This window comes from Marinobacter sp. MIT930201, assembly GCF_047122665.1.
GTDB classification, from domain to species: Bacteria; Pseudomonadota; Gammaproteobacteria; order Pseudomonadales; family Oleiphilaceae; genus Marinobacter; species Marinobacter salarius.
Genome location: NZ_CP138916.1, coordinates 2,279,012 through 2,297,486, shown reverse-complemented (window position 1 = coordinate 2,297,486; position 18,475 = coordinate 2,279,012). Strand labels below are relative to the sequence as shown.

The window sequence follows — 18,475 nt, the reverse complement described above, 5'->3', positions numbered from 1 at the left end:
GGTGTTCACGTTCAGCCAGAATGGGCGTTCACGTTCGCCGGAATATGCAGCGCAAGGAATGCCTCAATGTGATTGCTCATATCCCTGTGATTGTCTCCGATTTGGCTTTTAATTCAGCCGCCCGCTCAGTGACAAGCTCGGGGTGATAAACCGGGTTGCGTTGATCAATCAGCTTATGCCCTCCCTCGAAAATTTTCGTATGGTCGATAACCACATCACGGCCTTCTCGGCAGATGGTATATATCTGATCCATTTCCTTGCCGATCTTGAGGGTGACCTCAGGCGGCGCAGCCACTATTAGCTGCAGACCAATCTCTTTCAGAAAGGCAACGGCACCACTGGCGTTCCCGCCATCCATATTGTTGAACGCTTCATCCAGGAGAACCAGAGAGGCACCGCGAGGTGAGTTTTCACGGATCTTGTAAACATTCATGAAGCTCGCCGCCAAGGCGATATAGGCGGGAGTCTGCTTCTCGCCGCCTGAACCGATGCTTTGCATTTCGGTTACCCGGCGCTCTTCACCCGTTTTGGGATTACGCATTTTCATATCGTATTGGAAGAACGAGCGGTAATCCCTGATCTCATTAATCAGGTCATCCCCAGAAATCAGAGCCTCTTTCAGCAGTTCTAGGGCCGGATGCTCGGAATCTTTCTCGAACAAGGTGCCAACCAACTCGGCCTGCTCCCTATCCACGGTTGTTATGTATTCGTAAACAGTGGCCAGGCTCTCGGTCTCACGGAGCTTGAAGTGAAAGCTGTAGATGTTGTCGTGGAAAGGAATTCTCTTGAGAACACTGTTGAGCTGCTGAAAGGTGTACCGCATCTGATCAAAGCGGTTTTGAAGTTCCCCAACGATGATGCCTCGGAAATTCATTTCCATTTTCTCAGCAGCTTCCTGAGCGGCGTGTCGATGATCCAGTAGCTGAGCAGCAAGGATACGATCCACCCAATCGGCGCAATCGGTCTTAATGAGACGGTAAGCTTCAGGGTCATCGCCCTCAAGCTTGGCTGCCTCAAGAAGCTCGGCCCGATTGGCAATGTCTTCTGAAAAAGCATTGGTGAATTCGATCACCTTTTCACGCAGATTTCCGCGTGACGTCAGCTCTTTTTCCCGTGCAGTCTGTCTTCCCCTATCCGCCTCATTTCGAATCAGTGCGTAGCGACCCTCAGTACTCTCATGTTTCTGTTCATAGGCTTCCCAGCGTTCCAGCGCCTTATTCGTGTCGTGCAATTCAGATGCCTCTGTCTTGCGGCGTTGCTCTTGGGCCCTCTCCAGTAAAGGACGAATCTGCTCCAAGTCAGCTTTCAGGGTCTTGATGGCCTCCTCTGCCTGTAGTTTGTCGTTTCTTGCCTGTGTGATTTTTTCATTGCAGTCATAATAGTCCTGGTCAGCCCTCTCTTTGGCGGCCTTAAGACGCTCATCTTCAGAGGTAAGAGGTTGCAGCTGCTCCCTTGCACGAGAGAGAGTTTGCTCACAGGCTGCTAGGCTTTGACTTTGCTCTTGCAGCGCGAGGGCGCCATCGGTGACCCCCGCACAAAAGCCCGCCCACTGACGGTTAAGCTTGCTCAGCGTTGTCGCCGGGCCATTAAACCTGGCTACTCGCCGGGCCAGGCTATCAAGCTCTTTTTCCAGCCGCTCCAGCTGCTGAGCTTTGGCATGTTTACCAATCAGCAGACCGTCAATTTGAGAGGTGCCGCCAATCGTTGCGCCGCCAGCCGTTAAACCGGAGGCCATCAGTGCTTTACGTTCGCGCCTGAGTTCGTCGCGGGTCGCGGCCATCTTGGTTCGATCCAAGATGATGTTCATGAAGCCCCGAGCTACCGGGTCCTGGGTTTCGATCAGTGTTGAGACCATTCCTGTAGTAGGAGATTTGTTTTCGCGCAAGGCTAGATCTGGGTTGATAAGGCGTGCTCGCCTGATGCGCGGGCTTTGTTTCTGAGTGGCTTCGTAGATTTCAAGTGCGTGACCAAAATCTTCTGTTGCAACTACGAGAGCTTCACGATTCGGCCCGAGATAGGATTCAACAGCTTCTTGCCACTCTGAATTGGTGATCTCGCATACATCACAGACGGGCACCGCCTGAATACCCTTCTGCTTCAATAGTTCAATGGTTAGGCTGGTTGACGCATGAATGTCTGAAAGCCCCTTCTTCAACCTTTCAACTCGCGATTGAAGTGCTGCGCCATCATCCTTGATTTGTTTCAGTTCATGGCTGACATGTTTATCTGCCGTTTCGAGCCGTGTGGAAATTTCATCCAAGACCGGCCTAGCATCTAGAAGAGCCGCAGTGACCGTGGCGGTATTTTCGTGATCTGATGGACTGAGACTGGCAATGTCAGCGCGGGCGAGAAGATCGGAACATTCGGTCCACCGCTCCACCAGTTGTTCAAAACTGACAATGTCTAGAGTGTCAGCAAAGCGTTGGCGGCTGATATCACCCACCGCTTCTCTGAGGGAGGTGTTTAGCTCAGCGAAACGGGTAGTTGCATCCGTGACATTTTCCTGTGCCGCCTCGACGGTTTTACTCAGACTTGCGGCGTCTGAGTTTTGCCATGCGATCAGAGCGTCCTCGTGACGCTGTTTAAGCTCAGGCAGTCGAGGGGTTTGTTGCTTAATCGTCCGTTCTGCTTCATCAAGCTTGTCTAGCTGCTGATCCAGACGGTCCTCTAGACCGCTGTTTCGTTCATCAAGCCGGGCTACTTCAGCCTCTTGTGTGACCCATAACTCAAAGTGAGCATCAGTCCGGTGCTTCGTCACCTTATCTGTTTCAGTGATCAAAGCTTCACGAGCCAGTTTGTGACTCTCGGCGCGCGCGATTTCATCCTCAATGCGGCGGTGCTCAAGCAGATCCTCACGAAGCTGCTCTGTTTCTATGGGTTCGGGTGGCAAAATGAAATCGCGGATAAACGAATCAATCGGACTATCCATCTTCAACTGCAACGCACTGGACAATGTTTTGACCAGCATCTCGGGCTCAATTTTCCCGCTGCGCGTTTGATCAACCGACATCATCTCGGCGAACTTTTCGCGCATAATCCTTGCCCCGTCGATCATCTCGTAACTCATCGAACCCCGGCACTCTTTGGCGGTCGACTTCATACGATCAACAAATTCACGCCACGGTAAAAAAGTGTCCTCCGAGGATAAAAGGTCTACTTCCGAGACATGGCGCCCTTTGATGATGTGACCACGAGTTTCAATGCTGGCCGATTGCTGAGTAGCGTGGATAGAGACCCCAAACGAATAGGGCTGCTGGTGGTGGTCGTACCAATTCAGAAAAATGTAGGTATTGGCACTCTCCCGCTCGAAAGTGGTGACATCGTTTTCCTTGAATTCGCCCAGGGCGTAGCTTCTGGCTGAGCGTCCCGATGCTTTTCCATCAGAGGCTGCGTTGTAGCTAATACGCCTTTGATCTCCCCCCATCAGAACAAACTGGATAGCATCAAATATCGTTGTTTTCCCGGCCCCATTCTCACCCGACAAGAGAGATGCGGCTACACCCACATCCAGGGTTTCCAGATCCAAGAGATACCACTGTGCAAAAACAAAATTTTGAAGGAAATGCGCTGGCATTGGGTTATTCGGCGTTGTCATCAGACGCCTCCGCAGGGTCAGTGGTCAGGTGTGACTCATCTCCGGGTTCTGAGTCTGTACCGGAGCTGTTCATGAAGCTTTCAAGCGATCCAAGAAAGGCCGGGCCTACCACTCGCGTTATATTGGGCAACACCGTCACATCAGGAAGCTTGGTGTCCGGATCTCTGGGCCCAAGTTCAATGATGCCCCTCTTTCGAAGGGTATCTAGGGCCTCGGTGGTAGCGGTCAGTATCGGTCTTTCACCTTTAACTTGCTCATACTGATTAAGCAGCTCCACGGTTGGCGGCGTGACGCGGCCAAGTTCCGTGCGCCCCATCGAGGCCTCAGTGTCATACATTTTGCGCAGTATCAGCAGAAAAACGGTGGCCGTGACATCCAGCTGGCTTCCAGTGCCTCTGGGCAGCACCCCCACATACCCAAAATTGCGGTCGTAATACCAGTCCATGTCCAGTGCATCGAATAGCTTATGGAAGTATGTGCCATTGTCCTCGCAGACTTTGAAGTGCTCTTTCTGCCCTCGCTTACCTTTCCAAGCCCACTGCTTCTGGAGCAGGTAGGCAGCTGTTTTTCGAAGAGTGTCGGCGTAGTCGTCGGAGTTTCGCGACGCAATTTCTTTTAGCTCTCTCAGCACAATGTCATTAATCATTTCGTGATGTCTCCGAGAAGGCCTGTCTGGCGATAATCAATCGACGACCGGCCATGTATTCAAGCTGTGTCCATTCCTGCTCATCGAAGGTAACGCTGTACTCAGCTAACAGGGGATAAAGAGCGTGGGTTTTGGAAACACCTTGCGCCAACAAGCGCAGGTGCAACGCTGCCATCATGTCGTCCGCAGTCTTGATGGTCAGGTCATCAGTGGTCATCTGAGCTCGGTCGCCCATATTTGTCTCAATAAAGCTCACCACACGGTCAGGGTCATATCTCTGGAAGTGAATGTGCTCTTGTTTGAGCTGGTTATAGGCTCGCTTTTCCCACAGGGGCTTGGATTGCCTGCGAACCGTTGCGACCGCCGGTACCGATTTCGCCTTAGGTTTGGCCAAACGGCTTTCGGAGAGCAGTTTTTCACTGATCAGTGGACTGGGCAGGGCTTTAATCGATTCATCCCGCCCAATAAGGCCGAGTATATCCTCGATTTGTTGGCCTATATTGCTGGGGGTGTGCACGGTGTATTTTATTCTCTCGTGCATTCGACGGGTAATGCGCCGCGCATAGTCCTGTGTTTTTTTGAACAATGGCTCAATACCGTCAAACGCATTGCTAAGTCGATCCAGATCAGCCTCGACCGTCTCAGTCGAGGGATGCGCTATATCGTCCCGCTGATATGCCTTAGCACACACCTCCAGCCGCTCTGGATTGAACCGTATATCACTTACCAACTTGCGAATTCTGCTGGCATGAAGGTTGGGGTTGCCCTTCAACGCGAGTTTTTCAATGTTAGGCAGAAATAGCTCACCCAGGTACTCTTCAAAGTAGAAATTGAAGTTCCCACTGCCCGGCGCGTCTCCGCCACTAATCACATGGTGTATTTCGCGAATATTGCCCACGAGGGCTCTGAGGCGGTTGAGGAAGCCTTCCATGTCATCCGTTGCTTTCCGGATCAGAGATCCATTGGCCGGATCCTTAACTACTTCGGCAAGATTAGAGCGCACCGACAAGCAAACCACACCAAGGGATGGGTGTTCAGCGCCCATACTCCTGAGGAATTGCAGTAGTCGCCTACCTTCTTGAGCCATCCAGACCACATAGCGGTATCCGCTTTCGAGCTCTTCCCGGATCCATCCTGTATCGCGCAACCGGTAGTAAACATACTGTTCTGGAGTTTGCGGGGTGGTTACTGCCTCACCTGATTCGATTTCCAGGCGTAAGTGACTATTGGCGATGTAGTCGCGAAGAAAAACTCTCACCTGTTGTGGCGTCGGCTCATCCGCCAGCTGCGCCGGATCAAGGAACGCATCGAGCTCTACTAACAGGTCGAGCATTGATCGCCCATTATCTCCAGCGATTGCTTTGAACAGATTGGTGTTAAGTGTGGCGAAACTCACCGACGCACCCCTTAAAGATTGGCACCCGGACTCGCCGGGTAGTGTCTATTTTATACACCCCTATATTTAATATGGGTAGATGATATTTATACAGTATTGGCTTAAACTTGCGGACAGACGAACGCAATCAGTAGCTGAAGGGCCCTGCCATGCAGTATTTGCAGTACATAAAACCTGCGATCACCGCAGATACTAGCACTCTGTCCGCAACGAATCTGGCGGGTCGGCGAATTGAGGCCGGGGCGTTCTCGCACTCACAGTGGCTGCGCTTGTGCTTCATCGAACGTCAATTGTTGTGGGAGCGGCGGCTGACCACGACCATGCTGATGGAAACGTTTGGAATTTCCCGGCCTCAGGCTCAAAAAGACATCAAGCTTTATCAGCAGCTCGCTCCAAAAGCGACGAAACCCTACCAGCTGGGTATTCCCTACCATCAGCCAACGGAGGGCTTTGAGCCGGTACTGTTATCGGGAGAAGAACTGCAGTGGCAGTCAATTGAAGATTACGCCCCGCCCAACGCTGGGCACGCCACAGAAATGCCCATGCTAGAGCGCAGGCATAATTTGCCTGTTCTGGCTCGATTGTTGTCGGCTATTGAGCACCAGCGGTCCATCGATGCTGTGATCGCAACAATGAACTCCCCGAAGGGACGTGTCAGGCGATTAACTCCGACAGCTGTGGCCTTCGTTAACAACCGTTACCACGTTCGTGCCTTTTGCTGGGATCACATGGGTTATAGAGACTTCCTTATCGGCCGCTTCATGAGCAATCCGGAAGTGGTTAATGCATCAAGGAGCGATAAGGGATTGGGCGAAAATGCGCCCGCTTTCGAGCGGTGCAACGGAGTACCACCTAAAGAAGATACCGATTGGGAACAGATGGTTGAGCTTGAGTTGAAGCCGAACCCACACCTAGGCGGTGAGCAGCAGTCATTAATCTCGTCTGATTATGAGTTGGAAGAAGGGGGCACCTGGAAACGGATCACCCTTCGCAAACCCTTGATCGGGTACTTCCTCGTCGACAATCGCATTCCTTCGAGTGAGGTCGAATACGATATGGCTGTGCAAGAGAATCCCAGAGCTTGGCCTGTCTTTGCCTATACAATCCACTCAAATAGGCCTGCGCATGAGATTGGGTTCAAATCTGACTAAGCCGACAATCGCCGGCTTACTCCAGTCCCGAACAGTGCCCAGATGCCAGCGACATTTCTGTGCCCTAAGTCGCCTCTGGATGCACCCAGAGGGTGTGAGGAAGCTGCCGCCCGGTTCAGCAGAACAACAACTTAGGTGTTACAGAATGGGGTAAATGGCCTTGCTCAAGATCTCGAACGCGAAATCAATCTGGTCTTTATTCTGCTCTTCAGAGCGTATCCATCGAACCTCTATACCAGCATAGTTCGCCCAATCCAGGGCCTGTTTGAACCTTAGACGGCGATCTGTCTTTGCGCACAGTTCCATGTACTGATTCACCAGACGGTACTGGTGGCGCCCGGCTCGATATTTACCAAGCGTGAAAGCCTTCTCGCTATGCTCAAAGGCATCTGCAAACCGTTCTTCTCTGTAGAGGCAAACCGCTCTAAGCCATGGGCCAAGCCAGGCCAACTGTTCTTCCATGTTGGCCGCTAATAATTCTTGCTCAAACCGATCAACGTCCGACTCTGTTGTCCGCGCATCTTGCTTCAGTTCAAACCCTCGGTTGAGAAGGCGTTCAAACTGCGGACTCGGAAACCAGGCCGAACTGAACAACATTTGATCCATGCGGGTGACCACCGGGTACTGTCCAATGTCACCTGCGAGCTTCTCTATAACAACCGGCTTGAATGGGTTTTCGGGATCACCAATATAGAGCTTTTGAAGAGTCTCAAGCGCTTTCTTTTTTTTAAATAGGAAGAACCCTGAGTAGTGTGAGCATGCACCTTGCCAAACCGGATCAGGAAGCTGACTCAGGTCGTCTGTCTTATATTCCCGTCTGAGCTCATTTCTAAACTCTTTCATTTCATCGGCAATTGTCGTGAAGTAGAGCCGCACGCTTGCAGTCAGTTGCTTAAGAACGCCCGCTCCATAGACTGCCAGAATGTCCTTGCACACGGCCGTCGATATTCGGGCCAGTGTAAGTCGCAGCGTCATGGATGAGCTCAGACTCTCGGGGATCTTTCGAATACCTTCCTGCCTCGCCAGAGAAGACTGGAAGTTGGCCAGCAACGAAGGCAAGGAAGGAAACGCGTCGTCTCTTACCCAGTTTCCAGCATTCTCAAGATTTTGTTCTAACGTTGGATTATCTGCGGCTGGGCCTCTTCCGGGAGCGTGAAATTGTATTTGGGAACAGTCCGCTTCGGAATAAATCCAGCGAATGACCTTAGCCATCGGCCAAATCGTCTCACCTTCAGTGGAAATGTCGGGAAGAAACGAATCCAGATAGGGCTCCAGGTCTTCTCCAGTCAGCTTGTGCTGACGAAGCGAATGGAAAGTAGTAGCCTCCACCAGAGCTGATGTGGCGCGAGTGACCAGAAAATACAGCAGCGTATCGTTCTTTGGGCGATATGTGCCTTCCTCAATTATCGTCCGGTTGTACTCTCGGTAGAGATCAGCCAAAACACCCAGGACGATACTTCGAACCTGCTTGTCGTCCAGATACTGGGAAAAGCGTTCATCGAATGTTGCAAGAGCCTTCTCAAAATTCTTTGTGAGCTGGCCCTCTTCGTCTTTGAGTCTGCTCAGTAGCTTCTGAAAACTTTTAGCCTTGTCGCGGAACTCGGAGCCGCGATCGTACTTAGTGGGTAATAACCCAAAGGCTTTGAAGGCATAGGTGACCAGCTCACCTTGCGTTGGGAAACTGATGGATTCTGTCATAATCGTTTGGGAGGTAAGCCCCCAGCGGCGTGGGGGCTTTGAGCCTTTCCGCTTCCTTATCGTTTGCGATTTGGGTTCAGTTGTCCGCCACGGTTGCCATTAACGTGGGCGTTGGCGGGATTTGTTCCATTAGTACCGCGATTCGAATTCAGTTGATCCGAGTGATGATTCGCGTTTTGGTTTGTGCCTTTGCTACGTGACTTGGACATCTCTGTTTCTCCTATCAGTGAATGCGATGTTGCGGTTCAACTGTAGACTTAGACGCCCATGCTCGACTGCTGGAATTTTTGCGACGAGTTTTTATGTTGCGGGGCCGGGCTTGGCCCAGACGCCTGAAAGCGGTCATTCAGTCAGTCTCAGGCTCCAGGCCCCCAGTGAACAGTTACAATAGAAAATCGTGTCTACGGAAATCCGTGTTCAAGTTTGGCGATGACGCTTCTGAGAATTCGAATGCGTTCGAGGCTATTCATGAAATCGATCGGCCTCTCGTTCCCGAGAACCTCTATCGGTTGGTTTAGCCAGCATTCTGCCAGCTTTGCATCGCCGTCAAACGCCTCAATGGCGGCTTCCCTGGCAGCTGCTCGCTGTTCCTCCAAGGTATTGATTTGATCCTTCACGAGCGAATCTCCAATAGGTTCTCACTGCTTTCTGTAAGCATCAGTCCTGTCAGTAATAATAGCCCGGCGACCTTGGTTCTGGGCTATCCAAGATCGCATCCGATACAGCTACCAATGGGTCAATGCAATCCGCCTTGATCCGAGCCCAAGCAATCCAGTCTGCGAGCTCCTCACTTGCCTGACCTTTACTTACCGCTGATTGTGCTACTGCATCGATATATTGTCGTAACCGTTCTGCTTCCAGCCACTGCGTAGCACTGGCCTTCAGCTTCTCAAGTTGCTCCAGCTCCTGTTTCCGGAGCTCCATTTGACGGTCATGCCGATCTCTTGCCTTTTGCCAGGCCAGACGCCTGCGTTCCTGTTCTTCAGTTCGAATACGTTCCTCTTCAATCAGGTCCAAAGCACCGGCAACGACTTGGTGCAGCCTTTGCTCCAACGAGGTCTTAGGGGTATCACTCCAACTTCTTGAAGGATAGATGCCGATTGAAATCGTCAGCTTCCCGGTCGGGTGGTAGTCATAGTCAGGCGGACTTGGGTAATGATATCCAGCGCCCCAACGGTTTGGAGATCGTTGCCAACGCTCAATGGCTTTTTGCTCCGCTGCGGTTACCTCATGCTTGGTGCGGGCAACATGCTCACTAATGGCCATTGTCAAAGAAGTTTCGCCCAGTCCTATCAGGGTACGACGCTTCTCAGGATCCACCCACACCTTCATGCCCTGACGTTCAAGAGCTTTTATCAGTGTGTCACCTATCAATAGTGCCCGATCGATGGCGTCGCGAGTCACTTCGAAATGGAATATTTCTTCCTGCGCCGAGCGCAGGCCCTTGTAGTTGTCCCAACCCGTCTTCCGCCTTAGTCGCTTGGATGCGGTCCTAATCAAGGGGTGCGGTGACTCCAGCGCCTCTGGTACATCAATAAATCCTATCCGCTCTTGGGCAGTGGTGGCCTTTTTCCGCGATGCATCGGGGTTACTCGGGTCGTAGGTGCGCGACCGACTCAGAGGCAGGGAGTAGTTTTCAAACTCCGTGGCAGAAGGAAGCGGGAGCTTTTTCGGTGAATAGCCAGCATTGATTTTTGCCCAGTATCCTCTGGGCGGTAAAGGTATTTTGTGCTTGCGACACACTTTCCCCAATGCAACACCTGAGATCCCGTAGCGCGGTGCTACCCTGGATACAGGCTCGGCCCAAACTTCCTGGTAAAGTGATTCACGAGTAATTGCAGCGATACTTTCCATAGATAACCTCTACCGATCCAAAAGTGACAATTTTCCTTTTTATAGCTGGAAAAGTTAGGGAGAGCACCTGAAAGTCAGACTCCAAACACACCTGATCTAATGAAGAAATCGCCGTCCTAACCTGCAGGGTCTATAGGCCATCCCCTTCGTATCTGGAAAAGCAGCGGGAACTTTCCCATGTGAAAGCTTTGAACGTAGACTGTAGCCCGGATCAGCGGTTGCCTGGGCAGGAACATCACCTGCGATTACGCAGCCACAGTATTTGCAAACACTACGCTAACGCTCCCTTGGCACCCTGCCCATTCCGGAATGCGTGGTAAGGCAGCCGAAACGCTCTAGAACCTGAACTTAATACCGAGACCAGCATGCAGCAAAACCATCATCAAAACCTTGTCGGCTTCATCTGGAATATCGCGAATAAACTGCGAGGCCCTTATCGGCCGCCCCAGTACCGGCGGGTAATGTTGCCTATGATCGTGTTACGCCGGTTTGACCTGGTATTGGCGGAAAACCAGAAAAAGGTGCTGGCTGAAAAGGAACGCCTGGAAGCGCGAGGCATAACCGGGCCCGCACTGGAAAAAGCGCTCTCGCGCATTGCCACCAGTGGCCGCAAACAGGAGCTATTCAATACCAGCGGCTTCACCTTCGACAAGCTGCTGGCTGATCCGCCTAACATTGCGGGCAACATGATTGCCTACATCCAGGGTTTCTCGCTCCGTGCCCGGGACATCTTTGACAAGTTCGAATTTGAGGCTGAGATCGCCAAGCTGGACGAGGCCAACCGCCTTTACCTGATTCTCAAGGAATTCTGTAGCAACGAGATTGATCTCTCCCCCAAGACCATTAGCAACCTGCAGATGGGCTACCTGTTTGAAGAGCTGGTCAGAAAGTTCAATGAGCAGGCCAATGAAGAGGCCGGGGACCACTTTACTCCCCGCGAAGTTATTCGGCTGATGGTGCAGCTTCTGTTTACCGATGAGGAAGGCATCTTCGCGCCAGGTATCTACCGCAGTATCTACGACCCCACGGCTGGTACCGGCGGCATGCTCTCAGAAGCAGAAAAGTACATTTGCGGTGACGGTACCCATGAAGGGCTAAACCCGGATGCCCATATCGAACTGTTTGGTCAGGAGTACAACCCTGAATCCTACGCCATCTGTTGCTCGGACCTCCTGATCAAGGACGAGCCCATCAATAACCTTATCTATGGCGATACATTGGGCGTGAAAGATGCCAAGAACAAAAATAACGGCTTCGTGCCGCACGATGGCCACGGAGAGAAGAAGTTCCATTACATGCTCTCCAACCCACCTTTTGGGGTTGAGTGGAAGCCGGAAGAAGATTTCATCCGTGAAGAATATGAAGAGCAGGGCTTTTCCGGAAGGTTCGGTGCGGGCCTGCCTCGAATCAATGATGGTTCGCTGCTTTTCTTGCAGCACATGATTTCCAAGATGCACAACCCACCGAAAGTGGTGGGCGGTATTAAAGAAGGTGGTGACGGCTCGAAGATTGCCGTGGTTTTCAATGGCTCTCCTTTGTTTACGGGGGATGCCGGCAGCGGTGAGAGCAATATTCGTCGGTGGATTATCGAAAACGACCTGCTCGATGCCATTGTGGCTTTGCCAGACCAGATGTTTTACAACACCGGAATCTACACCTACATCTGGATTGTCAGTAACCGCAAGCCCGAACACCGCCGGGACAAAGTGCAACTAATCGATGGCACTCGTCACTATAAGAAGATGGACAAAAGTCTCGGCAAGAAACGTAACGAGCTGTCCGAGGAACACATCCGTGAGTTGGTCCGTCTCTATGCGGAGCATAAACATGATGCCACTTCTGTTGTACCGGTTCATCGTAAAGGCATCGCCCGTCCTACTGACAGTGAAGCTCGGGTTGCTTGCAAGGTTTTTGAAAACCGTGAGTTCGGGTACCTGAAAATCACTGTAGAGCGCCCATTGCGACTGAATTTCCAGGCCAGCCCTGAGCGTATTTGGCGTCTCGATTCGCAAACAGCTTTTGCCAATTTGGCTACCAGTAAAAAGCGCAAGAACCCCGCTGCTTATCAGGCAGAAATTGACGCGGGCAAGCTTACGCAGGCTACTATCAAAAGTTTGCTAGAAGAATTGGATGGCAGCGTCCTTTATCGCAACCGACAGGAATTCGACGCCGTATTGAATACGGCCTTAAAAAAGGCTTCTCTAAAATTGGGTGCTCCAGTTAAAAACGCGATTTTGGCAGCACTGTCCGAACGAGACCCGCAAGCCAATATTTGCTGTGACAAGAAGGGCAATCCAGAGCCTGATCCGGAACTGCGCGATACCGAAAATGTAGTGCTACCTTCCGATATCAGCCTGCCCTTGCCGCTGAAATACGACAACGAAACCGGCCACGACAAGCTCTTAGTCTTGGTAAAAGATCATTGTGAAGCATACCTCGCTGCTGAGGTGTTGCCTCATGTGCCTGATGCCTGGATTGACCATAGTAAAACCAAGGTGGGCTACGAAGTCCCTCTGAATCGTCATTTCTATGTGTATGAACCACCGCGCCCATTGACAGAAATTGCCGGCGAGATTAGCCAGTTGGAGAAAGAAATTGTCGATATGCTCTCGGAGGTTGTTTGATGAGTCGCTACTCCGAATACCAAGCATACGGTAGCAGTGGTTTTCCTGAGAACTGGCAGGCTAGGCGCCTACGTTTTGCCGTGAAGCTGAATCCCAGCAAACACGAAGTTCTGCTATCGGATTCGGAACTGGTTTCCTTCGTTCCTATGGATGCTATAGGCGAGTATGGCGGTATTCGACTAGATGAAAACAAAGAGCTGGGGGAGATCGGCAGCGGCTACACCTATTTCCGTAATAACGATGTAGTCGTTGCAAAAATCACTCCCTGCTTCGAGAACGGAAAGGGAGCAATTGCCAAGGGACTGACCAACGGGTGCGCCTTTGGAACGACAGAACTCCATGTTCTCAGAGTCGATATGGATCAACTCAATCGGGACTTTCTATTTTACTTGACGGTTTCTGGCTGGTTCAGAGATCTGGGTGAGTCAGAAATGTATGGCGCGGGAGGTCAGAAAAGGGTACCGGAGGATTTCATAAAAAACCTGATTGCCGGCATTCCACCAAAAAACGAACAGCAAGCAATAGTGGGTTTCCTTGAACACAAAACTGCGCAAATTGACGCACTGATTGCAAAAAAACAGTCGCTGTTGGACAAGCTAGCCGAGCAGCGTAGATCTTTAATTAACCAGGCTGTGACCAAAGGCCTCGACCGCACAGTTTCGATGAAAGAATCAGATGTTTCTTGGCTAGGTGAAGTTCCTCGGCACTGGGAGACGAAACGCCTTAGGTTCCTTATGACCATGAGCGGTGGGCTTACTCCAAGAACATCGGAATCCAGATATTGGGGAGGCGACATTCCATGGATAAGCCCAAAGGATATGAAAAATGAACGGCTATCAAACTCAATAGACACGCTCACGGAAGACGCTCTCAAGGAAACAACTCTTCGTCTTTACCCATCGGGCAAAGTGCTTATTGTTGTCCGAGGTATGATTCTAGCGCACACCTTCCCTGTCGCAGTGAATGAAGTACCCGTGACTGTTAACCAGGATATGAAAGTTCTAGAAACAACCATGAATCCGGAATATCTAGCGGTTCTCTTGCGAGGCATACAGAGCTTGGTGCTCAGCATCGTTGAAGAGTCGGCGCATGGTACGAAGGTGTTACGCACAGATCTTTTGAAGAACATGGTTTTGCCGGTGCCGCCGCGTGCGGAGCAAGACGAAATTGTTGGTGAAGTGGCAAGAATTTCTTCACGAATTGACAAAATGGTAAGCACGGTAACGGACGCTATCGCCAAGCTTCAGGAATACCGTGCCGCCCTGATCACCAATGCAGTCACTGGCAGAATCAACGTTCAAGAGTTCTGCATACCCGCTACCACCGAGCGAAGGGATGTCGCCCATGGGTAAGCCTTATTCCAAACATTGCGAGGATTTGTTCGCTATGGGTTTTCAATCTGGTATTGGGCTGCGCAGCGACTATATTGCCGATCTACTTAATTTAGTTATGGCTAACGCCATTTGTCGATAACGCGAAGGGGCTGAATTATGACGGACAAACAACAGCTACCTCTGTTTGAACAAGACCCCTCGGCCGGCTTAGTTGACGAAAAACCTTCTAAAAAAAGCGAAACTGACAGTCCCTTCAGTAAATACATCGTTTACGTGGATGAAAGCGGTGATCATGGTATGGATGCCATTGATCCCCAATACCCACTTTTTGTGCTGGCTTTTTGTGTGTTCCACAAACGCCATTACAGCGAGCAGGTTGTCTCGGCCCTTGAAAAGTTCAAGTTCAATCACTTTGGACATGACCAGGTTGTCCTGCACGAAAATGAAATTCGGAAGGAAAAGGGACAGTTCAATATTTTTCGAAGCCGGGAGCAAAAGCACCAGTTTCTTCACGAACTGACTGAAATCATTGAGCACAGCAACTTCATTCTGATTAGCTGCGTCATCGATAAGCGCCGCTTGAAAAAGCAGGATTCCACCGGAGGAAACCCTTATCACATTGCGCTCGGATTTTGCCTCGAAAAGCTCTATGAGTTCCTTCAGGAAAAGCAACAACAGGAATTACTGACTCATGTGGTCGTCGAACGGCGCGGGCCCAAGGAAGATGATGAGCTGGAGCTGGAATTTCGGCGAATTTGTGACCGCAATAACACTCAGAGTATCGCCTTGCCCTTTGACGTTTTGTTTGCCGATAAGAAGGTGATGTCCTCTGGATTACAGCTCGCCGATCTGGTTGCACGCCCTATAGGAATTAGCATTTTGAGGCCCGAACAAACGAATAGAGCGTTCGATGTACTCAAGTACAAGTTTTACTGCGATGGGGGACGGGATTGTGTTGGAGAAGGGTATGAGGATCTGGGTTTGATGATTTATCCGCCTCCAGAAAGCGAAAAGCCCCGATGAAACTCACCGAGGCTACAACGCCGACCGGGCACCCCCAATCCACTTGCCATGAATTATAGGCAAGGGCCTCCACAGGATGCAACAGGAATTCAGGAAATGCACAAAGAAATCGACTTCGAGAACACCATAGAGCAGGCTCTGATCAACCAGAATGGCTACCAAAAAGGAGATGCCGCCGATTTCGATGCTGAAACCGCCTTGTTCCCGGCAGAGGTCGTGAGCTTTGTGCAGAAGACACAACCCAAGATCTGGGAGCGGTTGAACAACCTGGATGCGAGCAAAGCCGAGAGCATGCTCCTGGATGCTCTAAACAAGGAACTGGCCGCGAAAGGTGCGCTGACCGTGCTGCGCGAGGGTTTCAAATGCGTCGGCAAGTCGGTGAAGCTGGCTTTTTTTGCCCCCAATACCAGCATTGATACCGGCGCGGCTGACCGTTACGCCGCGAACAGGCTTACCGTGGTTCGTCAGGTACATACCAAGACAGGCGCAATTCCAGACATGGTGTTGGCTGTAAACGGTCTTCCCGTTGCCACGCTGGAACTGAAGAATGCCATGTCGGCGACCGGGTGGACCGTTGAAAATGCCAAGTCCCAGTACCGCTTTGAGCGGAACCCCAAAGACCCGCTGTTTGCCTTCAAGAATCGTTGCCTGGTGCACTTTGCGGTAGATACCGAGCAAGTGTTTATGACCACGCATCTGGAGGGTAAGAGTACCTTTTTCCTGCCCTTCAACCGGGGCGTCAATCACGGCGCTGGCAATCCACCCGTGGAAGGAGATGTTCGTACCGCCTACCTCTGGCGAGAGGTGCTGGAGCGGGACAGCCTGATGGATATCCTCGCCCGTTTTCTGCACCTTCAGGTAGAAGAGAAAACGGTCGTGACCGAAAAGGGAATCAAGCGCCACCGTAAGGAAACGCTGATTTTCCCGCGGTACCACCAACTGGATGCCGTAAGGTCTCTGACCCAGCACGCAAAAGCCAAGGGCTCGGGTCATAACTATCTAGTACAGCACTCTGCTGGTTCTGGTAAATCCAACTCAATCGCCTGGTTGGCTCATCGTTTGTCCAGTTTGCACGATGCCAATAATGAGAAAGTATTCCATTCCGTGGTGGTGATTACTGACCGCCGGGTACTCGACCAGCAATTGCAGAACACCATCTTTCAGTTCGAGCATAAGTTGGGCGTCGTCCAGAAGATCGACGAGAATACTCAGCAACTGGCCAAGGCGCTGGCTGACGGCGTGCCTATCATCATCTCGACTATCCAGAAGTTCCCTTTCATCAGTCAGGCCATTCGAACGCTGGAGCAGCAAGGCAAAGGCGTTGCAATTTCAACGGAAGGCAAACGCTTCGCAGTAATTGTGGATGAGGCCCACAGCTCGCAAAGCGGTGAAACCGCCATGGAGCTGCGTAAGATCCTGAACAAAGATGGCATCGAGTCAGCCATCGCCGAGCAATTGCTGGACATGGAGGACGAGAGCCTCAGCGAAGAGGCGAAAAAGGAACTTATCCGAGAGCAGCTCAAGCGTGCCAAACAGCCCAACCTGAGCTTCTTTGCGTTCACGGCTACGCCCAAGTTCAAGACAATGGCCGTGTTTAACGAACCAGGACCCGACGGTGAAGCTCCGTTCCACCACTACAGCATGCGGCAGGCCATCGAAGAAGGGTTTATCCATGACGTTCTGGCCCACTACACCTGCTACAAGCGTTATTACAAGCTGATCCAGAAGGTGGAGGACGACCCTGAAGTACCGCGCCGCAAGGCGGCACGGGCGTTGGCTCGCTTTGTTTCCTTCCACGACTATGAAATAGCTCAGAAGGTCGAGGTTATCGTTGAACACTTCCGCACCCATACCCGCCACAAGATCGGTGGCCGGGCAAAGGCCATGGTAGTGACCAGCTCTCGTGAACATGCGGTGCGCTACAAGCTGGGCTTCGACAAGTACATCAAATCTAAAGGCTATACGGATGTGAAGTCCCTCGTAGCTTTCTCGGGAGAGATCGCCCTCAAGGAATATGCTGACAAGACGTTTACCGAAGTCGGTATGAACGAGGGCATCAAGGAGTCTGAGCTTCCGGATAAATTCAACACCGAGGAATACCAGGTGTTGCTGGTCGCTGAAAAATACCAAACCGGCTTTGACCAGCCACTGCTTCACAGCATGTATGTGGATAAGAAGCTGTCAGGCATTCAGGCCGTGCAAACGCTGTCGCGGCTTAACCGAACGGCCAGGGGAAAGACAGATACCTTTGTCCTGGACTTCGTGAATGAGCCGGGTGAAATATACAAAGCGTTCAAACCCTATTATGAGGTGACCACCAAGGAAGAGGATACCGACCCGCAGCAGCTCAATAATTTGGCCCACACGCTGTCCACTTGGCAGATTTTCACGGAAGGCGAGGTTAGCGCCTGGTGCGAGATCTGGTTCCGCAACCGGCTGAACCCGACAGGGGGCGAGCACAAGAAGCTGAACAGTCTGATTGACCTGGCTGTCGAGCGATTCAAGAAGCTGGGCGAGGAAGACCAGGCCCTGTTCAAGGGACAGTTGGTCAGCTTTCGTAACCTGTACGGCTTCGTTGCCCAGATTATTCCTTACCAAGACTCGGATCACGAAAAGCTGTACACCTATTCCCGTTTCCTGCTCACCAAGCTGCCTTACACCGCCGATACGCGCACAGTGCAGGTAGATGACGAGGTAGAGCTGAAGTACTACCGGCTTCAGAAAATCAGTGAGGGAGCCATCGACCTGAAGGTGGGCGAACCGGAAGCCTTGTATGGCCCGACCGAGGTCGGTACCGGCCAGGCAGAGGAAGAGGTGCAGTTATCGACACTGGTCGACAAGCTCAATGAGCGATTTGGCACTGAGTTTACCCCGGCGGATCAGCTCTTTTTCGATCAGGTGAAAGAAACCGCCGTTGCCAATGAGCAGCTGCGGCAGGCCGTCATGGCCAACAGCCTGGAGAATTTCGAACCGGTGTTTAACAAGCAGCTTGAGAACTTGTTTGTAGAGCGAATGGACGGTAACGAAGACATCTTCATACGTCTTATGAACGATGAGTCTTTCCGCAATATCGCTTCTCAGTACCTGATGCGCGCTGTGTATAACCAAGTCAAAACCAGCGTTGAATCGCAGCAACAGATTAAGAAGGGATAGC

Annotated in this window: 11 protein-coding genes; 5 read left to right on the top strand and 6 right to left on the bottom strand. The window is 51.6% G+C overall.

Annotation, left to right across the window (positions count from 1 at the left end; genetic code table 11):
- Nucleotides 1-76 precede the first annotated feature (76 nt).
- Genes SIC19_RS10525 through SIC19_RS10515 form a run of 3 tightly spaced genes read right to left on the bottom strand, consistent with a single transcriptional unit; the run spans nucleotide 77 to nucleotide 5,637 of the window.
- Nucleotides 77-3,595 (bottom strand): SbcC/MukB-like Walker B domain-containing protein, encoded by a 3,519-nt coding sequence (locus tag SIC19_RS10525; protein ID WP_127402005.1) that lies wholly within the window; start codon nucleotides 3,593-3,595, stop codon nucleotides 77-79.
- On the bottom strand, nucleotides 3,579-4,241 hold the full coding sequence (locus tag SIC19_RS10520) for a DUF4194 domain-containing protein (RefSeq protein ID WP_127402006.1): 663 nt from the start codon (nucleotides 4,239-4,241) through the stop codon (nucleotides 3,579-3,581). The genes SIC19_RS10525 and SIC19_RS10520 overlap by 17 nt, the downstream gene beginning before the upstream one ends.
- Entirely contained in the window at nucleotides 4,234-5,637 is a 1,404-nt protein-coding gene (locus tag SIC19_RS10515) for a Wadjet anti-phage system protein JetA family protein (protein WP_127402007.1), read from the bottom strand. The genes SIC19_RS10520 and SIC19_RS10515 overlap by 8 nt, the downstream gene beginning before the upstream one ends.
- Before the next feature lie 149 nt (nucleotides 5,638-5,786).
- Between SIC19_RS10515 and SIC19_RS10510 the strand changes: the two genes are divergently transcribed.
- Nucleotides 5,787-6,788: a hypothetical protein gene (locus SIC19_RS10510; protein WP_127402008.1), complete on the top strand. Its 1,002-nt coding sequence runs from the start codon at nucleotides 5,787-5,789 to the stop codon at nucleotides 6,786-6,788.
- A 138-nt stretch (nucleotides 6,789-6,926) separates the two neighbouring features.
- Here the strand turns inward: SIC19_RS10510 and SIC19_RS10505 are convergent, their stop codons facing one another.
- The 3 genes from SIC19_RS10505 to SIC19_RS10495 all read right to left on the bottom strand — a co-directional run bounded on the left by SIC19_RS10505 (nucleotide 6,927) and on the right by SIC19_RS10495 (nucleotide 10,340).
- A complete protein-coding gene (locus SIC19_RS10505; RefSeq protein ID WP_127402009.1) occupies nucleotides 6,927-8,486 on the bottom strand; it encodes a hypothetical protein in 1,560 nt (519 codons plus the stop codon).
- 401 nt (nucleotides 8,487-8,887) lie between these two features.
- The gene (locus SIC19_RS10500) at nucleotides 8,888-9,103 is read right to left on the bottom strand and encodes an MbcA/ParS/Xre antitoxin family protein (RefSeq protein WP_185906460.1); all 216 of its coding nucleotides are present in this window, start codon (nucleotides 9,101-9,103) and stop codon (nucleotides 8,888-8,890) included.
- A gap of 49 nt (nucleotides 9,104-9,152) precedes the next feature.
- Complete coding sequence (locus SIC19_RS10495) at nucleotides 9,153-10,340, bottom strand: hypothetical protein (RefSeq protein WP_127402011.1); 1,188 nt, start codon at nucleotides 10,338-10,340, stop codon at nucleotides 9,153-9,155.
- Between the two features lie 365 nt (nucleotides 10,341-10,705).
- Between SIC19_RS10495 and SIC19_RS10490 the strand changes: the two genes are divergently transcribed.
- From SIC19_RS10490 to SIC19_RS10475, 4 genes are all read left to right on the top strand, one after another.
- The gene (locus SIC19_RS10490; RefSeq protein ID WP_127402012.1) at nucleotides 10,706-12,964 is read left to right on the top strand and encodes a type I restriction-modification system subunit M; all 2,259 of its coding nucleotides are present in this window, start codon (nucleotides 10,706-10,708) and stop codon (nucleotides 12,962-12,964) included.
- Nucleotides 12,964-14,316, top strand: a complete 1,353-nt coding sequence (locus tag SIC19_RS10485) for a restriction endonuclease subunit S (RefSeq protein WP_127402013.1) — start codon at nucleotides 12,964-12,966, stop codon at nucleotides 14,314-14,316. The genes SIC19_RS10490 and SIC19_RS10485 overlap by 1 nt, the downstream gene beginning before the upstream one ends.
- Nucleotides 14,317-14,454: 138 nt before the next feature.
- Nucleotides 14,455-15,321 carry a DUF3800 domain-containing protein gene (locus SIC19_RS10480; RefSeq protein WP_127402014.1) on the top strand — a complete coding sequence of 289 codons (867 nt, stop codon included), beginning with the start codon at nucleotides 14,455-14,457 and terminating at the stop codon, nucleotides 15,319-15,321.
- Nucleotides 15,322-15,417: 96 nt separating this feature from the next.
- The gene (locus SIC19_RS10475) at nucleotides 15,418-18,474 is read left to right on the top strand and encodes a type I restriction endonuclease subunit R (protein WP_127402015.1); all 3,057 of its coding nucleotides are present in this window, start codon (nucleotides 15,418-15,420) and stop codon (nucleotides 18,472-18,474) included.
- Nucleotide 18,475: the final 1 nt, after the last annotated feature.

What these genes read in the sequence shown, in the direction of transcription:
- SIC19_RS10525 (WP_127402005.1), bottom strand. Translation starts at nt 3,595, where the DNA reads ATGACAACGCCGAATAACCCAATGCCAGCGCATTTCCTTCAAAATTTT.
- SIC19_RS10520 (WP_127402006.1), bottom strand. Translation starts at nt 4,241, where the DNA reads ATGATTAATGACATTGTGCTGAGAGAGCTAAAAGAAATTGCGTCGCGA.
- SIC19_RS10510 (WP_127402008.1), top strand. Translation starts at nt 5,787, where the DNA reads ATGCAGTATTTGCAGTACATAAAACCTGCGATCACCGCAGATACTAGC.
- SIC19_RS10505 (WP_127402009.1), bottom strand. Translation starts at nt 8,486, where the DNA reads ATGACAGAATCCATCAGTTTCCCAACGCAAGGTGAGCTGGTCACCTAT.
- SIC19_RS10495 (WP_127402011.1), bottom strand. Translation starts at nt 10,340, where the DNA reads ATGGAAAGTATCGCTGCAATTACTCGTGAATCACTTTACCAGGAAGTT.
- SIC19_RS10490 (WP_127402012.1), top strand. Translation starts at nt 10,706, where the DNA reads ATGCAGCAAAACCATCATCAAAACCTTGTCGGCTTCATCTGGAATATC.
- SIC19_RS10485 (WP_127402013.1), top strand. Translation starts at nt 12,964, where the DNA reads ATGAGTCGCTACTCCGAATACCAAGCATACGGTAGCAGTGGTTTTCCT.
- SIC19_RS10480 (WP_127402014.1), top strand. Translation starts at nt 14,455, where the DNA reads ATGACGGACAAACAACAGCTACCTCTGTTTGAACAAGACCCCTCGGCC.
- SIC19_RS10475 (WP_127402015.1), top strand. Translation starts at nt 15,418, where the DNA reads ATGCACAAAGAAATCGACTTCGAGAACACCATAGAGCAGGCTCTGATC.